The 7,167-nt window shown below is 38.0% G+C and carries 7 protein-coding genes (1 of these 7 only partly in view); 3 read left to right on the top strand and 4 right to left on the bottom strand.

Annotated elements, in window-relative coordinates:
* The first annotated feature begins 656 nt into the window (after positions 1-656).
* Positions 657-1,583 carry a cation diffusion facilitator family transporter gene (locus CLV95_RS16635; protein ID WP_002732575.1) on the top strand — a complete coding sequence of 309 codons (927 nt, stop codon included), beginning with the start codon at positions 657-659 and terminating at the stop codon, positions 1,581-1,583.
* A 33-nt stretch (positions 1,584-1,616) separates the two neighbouring features.
* On the opposite strand, the gene CLV95_RS16630 is transcribed toward CLV95_RS16635, so the two are convergent.
* The 3 genes from CLV95_RS16630 to lfb1 form a co-directional block, all read right to left on the bottom strand.
* Positions 1,617-2,123 carry a PaaI family thioesterase gene (locus tag CLV95_RS16630; protein ID WP_002723824.1) on the bottom strand — a complete coding sequence of 169 codons (507 nt, stop codon included), beginning with the start codon at positions 2,121-2,123 and terminating at the stop codon, positions 1,617-1,619.
* Positions 2,110-2,703: a TetR/AcrR family transcriptional regulator gene (locus CLV95_RS16625; RefSeq protein ID WP_002732295.1), complete on the bottom strand. Its 594-nt coding sequence runs from the start codon at positions 2,701-2,703 to the stop codon at positions 2,110-2,112. The genes CLV95_RS16630 and CLV95_RS16625 overlap by 14 nt, the downstream gene beginning before the upstream one ends.
* 386 nt (positions 2,704-3,089) lie before the next feature.
* Complete coding sequence (gene lfb1 / locus CLV95_RS16620; protein ID WP_002723811.1) at positions 3,090-3,461, bottom strand: LIC10280 family protein; 372 nt, start codon at positions 3,459-3,461, stop codon at positions 3,090-3,092.
* A gap of 867 nt (positions 3,462-4,328) precedes the next feature.
* Between lfb1 and CLV95_RS16610 the strand changes: the two genes are divergently transcribed.
* Entirely contained in the window at positions 4,329-4,757 is a 429-nt protein-coding gene (locus CLV95_RS16610) for an SRPBCC family protein (RefSeq protein WP_002732334.1), read from the top strand.
* A gap of 172 nt (positions 4,758-4,929) precedes the next feature.
* On the opposite strand, the gene CLV95_RS16605 is transcribed toward CLV95_RS16610, so the two are convergent.
* Complete coding sequence (locus CLV95_RS16605) at positions 4,930-6,396, bottom strand: potassium/proton antiporter (RefSeq protein WP_002741239.1); 1,467 nt, start codon at positions 6,394-6,396, stop codon at positions 4,930-4,932.
* A gap of 758 nt (positions 6,397-7,154) precedes the next feature.
* Here CLV95_RS16605 and CLV95_RS16595 point away from each other — a divergent pair.
* A protein-coding gene (locus CLV95_RS16595) for a hypothetical protein (protein WP_230456543.1) crosses the window boundary here: on the top strand, positions 7,155-7,167 show its 5' portion. Its footprint extends 299 nt past the window's final position; only the first 13 of its 312 coding nucleotides appear in the window; the start codon lies at positions 7,155-7,157; its stop codon lies off the right edge, out of view.

Here is a 7,167-nt window from a genome sequence, read left to right as displayed (position 1 = left end):
TGGGGCGTAAGTTTCACAGAGGATTTGTAGTAATTCCGACAGATTTATCTTCAGATCCAAGTATTTGTGGGTAAGGTTATGGTAGGGAGCGAGATGCTTTCGTTTCTTCGAGCGCGACACTTTAGTTTTCTGCTTTATTAGAAAGATCAAACTGGATAGGTTTCTTATCAAAGTAGAACATAAAAACAGGTCGGCAAAATCGGTTGAAAATTTTGAAAAATACGCCATTCTTTAAACTGGAAAAAAGACGTTCAAACCGACTTTACAAACCCAGAGTTTTAGAAAAATCTAATGGAGTGGTTTGTTTACGATTTGTAAAACGAGGGATTTTTTAAAGAATCTATCCCAAAACCTTAGGATGCGGGAACTGTTTTAGAGATTAGATGTTAGGTTTTTTGGGGATCAGTAGATAGGAGTGAGGTGTTAGGATTTTACATACATGTAAGTCTATAAAACACCAAAGTGCGAGAGACGTAATCTGTGGAACGATTTCATTTTCTTACAAACTTATTGAATGATTAAAATTGAATTCTCTTCGAATTTTGAAGCAGGCTCTAAAAAAAGTCGATTTTCAGAAATAAACGTGTTTTTTCCGTTTACAGGTTCATAGCTCCGCTATTTTGAGAAAGATATCATTTTAAACACGGAAAGGACTCATGGGGCATCACTCGCATAACCATTCTCACGATCATATTCATCCCCACGACTATTCTGGGAATGCGAGCAAAACTCTTATGATTGCGATGTTTTTCAATATCGTTTATGCGGGTATCGAAGCGGGAGTAGGCCTTTGGTCCGGATCGCTTGCTTTGCTTTCGGATGCGGGTCATAATTTGATGGATGTGAGTTCTTTGTTTCTTGCATGGATTGCGATTAAACTTCAAGAAAGAGGACCTTCTCCGGGTTTTACTTATGGTTGGAAAAAATCTTCGATCTTAGTCAGTCTTCTTAATTCTATTCTAATTTTCGGTACTGTAGGTTTTATCATTTACGAATCGGTTGAGAAATTATCCAGACCAACTTCTGTTCCTGGAGGAATGGTAGCTGTCGTAGCTTTTGTGGGGGTTTTAGTGAATTTTTCCTCATCCTTTTTATTTCGCAAAAGTAAAGACGAGGATGTGAATATGAAAGGTGCATATCTGCATCTTCTCGCGGACGGATTGGTATCTTTAGCGGTGATTGTTTCCGGTTTATTGATTCAGTGGCTTGGGTTTTTATGGATCGACCCGGTGGTTGGTCTTTTAGTGGGACTTGTGATTCTGTATGGAAATATTCCGCTTTTTAAACAAAGTCTCCGATTGAGTTTAGATTCCACTCCGGATACGATTCAATCGGAAATCGTGGAAAGTGAGCTTAAATCCATAGAAGGCGTATTGAATATTCATCATATTCATATTTGGTCTTTAAGTACTACGGAAAACGCCCTGACTGCGCATCTCGTTTTAAGAAACGGTCTTTCTTCCGATCATCAGAGAATTATCAAGTATAAGGCAAGGGAAATTCTAAAGGGTTTAAACATTGCCCACGTTACTCTGGAAACCGAAGAAGAGCGGGAAAACTGCGGACAAGTCGATTGCAATTGATCGCAATGAAATCATTTTTTGTTTGATAAAGATTTATTCTTCCTGTTCCTGCTTGTTCGTCATTCTTTTGAGCATAGATTCCTGTAAAATCAAAACACTCGAAGTGGCGATCGCAATGAGTTTGTTTTTCGGATTTCTGACTTCCGCCTGCATAGTTAGCATAGCGAGAGATTTAGAAATTACTTTCGCTTCGATCAAAATGTATTCGTCCTTTGGAAAGAACGTTCTAAAAAACTGCGTAGATAAATCCGTGGTAACGCAAGGTTTTTTAGCGGCAAGATAAGAAAGAGGTCCGAAAGTATTATCCAGCGCGGTGCACAACATTCCTCCTTGAAAAATTCCCATCGGATTTGCAAAACGATCATCGTAAGGAAATCGAACTACAATCCTTTTGGCTCCTTCGAATTCTACGAATTCGGCCCTCATTTCCTTAAAAGATTTTGGTGGAAGTTCGAGACTGAGATTATACTCTTTGGCCATTTTGTCGGACAAGTTGTTCATCACTTCCCATGCTTTTGTAGTGGATTCAGAAACCTGCATTTTTATGCTCCTTCATTTGTATCATCGATTTAAGACTTTGAATCATTTTCGGAAAATATTCCTTATCCTTTCGGATTCTTGAAATTTGCATTGCCCCTTGAATTGCGGAGATGAATAAATCGGCGGTGTCGCGAATACTGAGAGTTAGTACAAAGGACCCGTCCTTTACCCCGTCGTACAAAGTTTGTATTAAAAAATCGCGATGTTGATTTTGAAGAATCAAGGTTTTGTCTCGGATCGTTTGAGAAAGGACATGGTATTCTGTGCCCACGACGCCGAACGGGCAAATATTTCCATTTTCACCGGCGTAACTCACATAAAGTTTAAAAAGTCCGAACAGTCTAACGCGGGGAGATCTTTCTCTTATGTTTTCTATATATTTTTTGAAGTCCTTATCGTATGCTTCCAGTATTTCAAGGCCTAATTTCTCTTTGGAAGGGTAATAATAGTGGATACTTGCCTTTTTAATTCCTAAATCGTTGGCTATATCTTGGAAGCTGAACGATTGGAAACCGACACTTTGAAAATAATCTCTAGCAATAGTTACAATTTTTTCCTTTGTATCTCCCCCGGATCTCATGAACCCACTTACCTATCGATAGGTAAGTGGGTCAATCTAAAATTTCATTCTAGAAACAATCTACAAACGTATTTTATTACAAACTTACCAAATGATCTTGGACGAATTCTCGATTGTTTTATGTCTTCTCAAATCGGATTTCGGAGTATCGAATCGACCTTTTGTTTTCGTTTGAAAAATTTTTACGATAATATTTTTCGGAACAGATAGGATGAAATATCATCGAAATGGAAACCAGGTTTTGACGAAAAATTTACCAGGGAATGAGTGAGAAATTAGAGTCTCGGATATAAGGGAAGGTTTTTGAAAGGACGAATGAATTTGAAATCGTTGTAGAACCAATCGGGAGTCCCGATCGTTCCACAACCACATACATTCGTATATTCCTATTTTCTTAAGGTCTCGGTTGCACTTCCATTTGCCCAAGTTCCTTCTAAAAGTTTACCACCGTTTTTCACTTCGTAAATAACGGATTCTGATTCTCCCCAATTTACCTTTAATTTAGACCCTTCCAGTGTTCCGGTTCCGGTAAAAGTCTTTCCGGCAACGTTCCAGGTAAAGAGGTATTCTCCGTTCGATTCTGTGACCGTAACGCTCCCACTATAAGACGAGCCGTTCGGATTGGTTCCGGCAACTTTATACTTGCCGCTGATAGAGGAGGGAGTGTTGGTTGTTGGGCTGCTAGTCTGCGCGTATGCGGTCGAAATGAAACCGAACACCATAAGAACTAAAAACAGTTTTGAAATGAGTCGAAACATTTATATTTTCTCCTTGAAGAGTTAGAAAATTTTGGGTGTATTTTCGAAAAAGTCAATTCATAATTCTAAAAAACGAATCGATTCTATAGGAAATTTATTATATTAAAATGTAAGATGGATCAAGTCGAAAAAAGTTTGAACGATTTTTTTATTCTATAAAATGGTAGGGTTGAAAAAATGAATTCTGAAAAATTCAATGATCCGAAACCGAAAACGTAAAAATAGAAATTATATTTCGAATGAACCTCGTACGTATGCGGTTCTTTGAATATGAATAGCTTCGATCAAAAGAAGAACGATCGAAGTATATATTCCCAGAATTCCGGTTTCTATGAATGTTTCTAAACTTTTCTTTCTTTGAGGAGATTCGCTTTGGAGAGAACTTTGAGATGTTTCACTACCTAAAAACTTGTTGTATTTTTCTGAGTAGCTTTCGCATTTTCCGAAGTTTTGAGTCGTATTTTTAACGTGAGTTTGGTATAAAAAATGAGAAAGAATTTTCTAATATAACCTAAATTCGATGTAACAAATGCGAAAGCGATTATTATGCTGAGACTTTCTTACATTGAGTTCACGTTCATATAAAATGAATTTTTCATAGGACGATCGCTTTGAAAACGGTGAATCGTAGTAGTTTCCGCACTTTAGGAATCGGTCTGTAAAGTTCAGATTTCAACTTTTTTTAGAAAAATGAATCTCCTTACACCGAACTCATGTTATTTTTAGAATACTCAGACTTTCCAGTTGTGGAAATCGGGGTATGATCGGAAGATTGTGTTTCTGATTTGGGTAAATGACTTGTTAATCTGATAAAAAACAAGGATAAAACAGCGCAAACCCAAGAATAGAGCAGAAGAGATTTTTAGAATGAGTCAAAATTTAATTCTCAAAAAAAACATTTCCATTCAAGCTTCGATTGCGAAGGTTTGGAACGGACTGATCGATCCAGAAGTTATCAAAATTTATCTTTATGGCACTCAAACAATCTCCGATTGGAAAGAAGGAAGTTCTATTCTTTTTACCGGCGTCTGGGAGGGAAAAGAATATAAGGACCACGGGAAGATTCTCAAACTAGAGAAGGAAAGAACATTTCGTTACAGCTATTGGAGCAATTTTTCAGGTGTTCCGGACATCCCCGAAAATTATTCTATCATTACTTTCGAATTGAAATCGGAAGGGACTTTTACTTCTCTTTCCTTAACTCAGGAGAATTTTCCTACTCAAACTTCCTATGAACATTCCGCTAACGGTTGGGACTATGCTTTGAAAATATTGAAGGATTTTTTGGAAAAGTGATCCGAGATGTCCGATCCTTTTATTTCATTTCAAAATATAGATCAATAGAAGCGAGACGGCTTGAGTTTGAGAGTGTTTGGCTTTAGTTCCCTTACGCTTCAATCATTTTTGCATTTGTTACACCGAACTTATGTTAGATAATTTGTGCGGGTAGAGATACATACGATGCAGTTTAAATCGTAGTTTCCATCTGTGATAAGATGTCTCGGATTTTGTCTTCGCTCCCTTTCGGTGTTAGAATCAAAAGAACATCGCCTTCTTCTAATGTAGTTTTTCCTGTTGGTACGATATGTCTATCTCCTCTGTAGATCAGAGTGATCAGTGAATTCTCGGGAAAATTCAAAGAATATACGAATTTTCCGGCGGAATTTGATCCGTAAGGTACGATAAACTCCAAAAGATTTGAATCGCTTTGTTCTCGATTTTCAAATTCGAATGGATAAGAAGCTCTTTGTTCTAAAGGGGCGTCTAATCCGAGCCATCGAACGACTTGAGGAACGCTGGTTCCTTGTAAGAGCAGAGAGACAAGTACCGTAAAAAATACTAGATGAAAAATCTTGTCCGAACCCGCTAAACCTTGAGCGAACGGAAATGTCGCGAGTATAATCGGAGCCGCACCTCTGAGTCCAATCCAAGAAACCAATAATTTTTCTCTAATATTATAGCCGGATCGGAAAAGAGAAACAAATACCGCGATCGGCCTTGCAATAAATACAAGAAAAAGGGAGAACACTATACCCGTTCCGAAAAGTGGAGGGATTCTACTCGGATAAACAAGTAAGCCTAACGTTAAGAACATGATGATTTGCATCAACCATGCGATTCCGTCTAAAAATCGGAGATTACTTCGCTTGTGAACGAAAGATTGATTTCCTAATACGAGTCCTGCGATATAAACCGATAGAAACGGATTTCCTTGGATTAATTCCGTCGCTGAATATACGAATAAAACCGATGCGGAAATCAAAACCGGGTACAATCCTTCATATTCGAGTTTGATTCGGTTTAATCCTTTGTAGATCGCATATCCGAATATAACTCCCGCTACCGTTCCAATGGAGAATTGCATAAAGATATGAAGTGCCAATTCTTCGATTTGCGGCGGATGGGGTCCTAAAAGGCTTAATATACTTACAGTTAAAAGAACGGCTAATGGATCATTACTTCCCGACTCGAGTTCGAGTAAAGAGGTTAATCCTTTTTTCATTCCCGTATTTCTGGTTCTCAGTACGTTAAAAACGGCGGCCGCATCCGTTGAAGATACGACTGCCCCCAGTAAAAATCCGATAATCGGCGAAAAACCTAAAACGTAGACAGAAAACAATCCCATAACGGCCCCGGTAATCAATACTCCTAAGTTTCCGAGGACGATTCCTTTCCAAAGAACCGGTTTGATCTTTAACCACTCGGTTTCCAGTCCTCCCGAAAATAGGATATACGCTAATGCAATAGAGCCCACTTGTTTTGCTAGTACGGGATTGTCGAACTCGATTCCTCCAAGTCCGTCCGAACCTGCCGCCATGCCGATGACAAGGAACAATAATAGTGAAGGGACCCCGAACTTGGTAGAGATTCTTAAAAGTCCGATGCTGAGTATGATTAGCCCGGATAAGATGAGAGTGCCGAATTCGAATTCCATTCAATACCGTTCGTGTGAGTTTTTATTTTGTCCGATCTTAATACGAGAAATAGATTTATTTTCACTTCCTTTTTCATTAAAAAGCAGTCACTCCGAAAAAGTTTCTTTTAGGTTTTGTTTCGATCTACACAATGACTCGGAAAATCCTCGGCATAATTTTTTAGATCACATGCCAGGAACGATGCATTGAGCCGATTTTAAGTTTCTTAAGGGATACCCATCCCAGTAAAGAAAAAACGATAAAACGGGGGTTTTCGCTAACATTAAGGTCGTACTTTTTGCAAATAAAGAATTCTCGGCTTTTTGTGGGAACTCCCACATTCCTACCGGATGGTAAACACGATTTTTTATGTATAGTTCGAAAGTAAACAGATTCTATTTCAAACATGGCCCTGAATTCCGTATAGAGAATTTTTCAACTGGTTCCAAAAAAGATTATCGTTGTTTGACATATAGATAAGAAATTACCACTTTGTCTTGTAAAAAGAATGTCGGACCTCCTGCACAATTGCGTTTTTAATTTTGCTTTTTATTGAATGTAGAAACTTCTACCGTTTATAAATATAAAGGTAATACGCTTTCAATCCAAGTTACTCAATGTTTTGATTTGCGGTTTTGTTTTGGAGTTTGGTGATAAATATCAAGAATTCTGCATATATAACCTATTAAAATATATAATATTTAAATCGTAGGTGCGGATAAAACTGCGACAAGGATGGAAGAAATGACACGGTTTACGATTTGCCGATTGCTAAAAAATGAATGGACTTA

Origin of the sequence: Leptospira borgpetersenii serovar Javanica (genome assembly GCF_003046425.1) — a bacterium.
Taxonomy (GTDB): domain Bacteria; phylum Spirochaetota; class Leptospiria; order Leptospirales; family Leptospiraceae; genus Leptospira; species Leptospira borgpetersenii.
This window is presented reverse-complemented; position numbering and strand designations above follow the sequence as displayed.

Bases quoted from the DNA above. Each gene is read 5' to 3' on its own strand.
- CLV95_RS16635 (WP_002732575.1), top strand. From the start codon at position 657: ATGGGGCATCACTCGCATAACCATTCTCACGATCATATTCATCCCCAC.
- CLV95_RS16630 (WP_002723824.1), bottom strand. From the start codon at position 2,123: ATGCAGGTTTCTGAATCCACTACAAAAGCATGGGAAGTGATGAACAAC.
- CLV95_RS16625 (WP_002732295.1), bottom strand. From the start codon at position 2,703: ATGAGATCCGGGGGAGATACAAAGGAAAAAATTGTAACTATTGCTAGA.
- lfb1 (WP_002723811.1), bottom strand. From the start codon at position 3,461: ATGTTTCGACTCATTTCAAAACTGTTTTTAGTTCTTATGGTGTTCGGT.
- CLV95_RS16610 (WP_002732334.1), top strand. From the start codon at position 4,329: ATGAGTCAAAATTTAATTCTCAAAAAAAACATTTCCATTCAAGCTTCG.
- CLV95_RS16605 (WP_002741239.1), bottom strand. From the start codon at position 6,396: ATGGAATTCGAATTCGGCACTCTCATCTTATCCGGGCTAATCATACTC.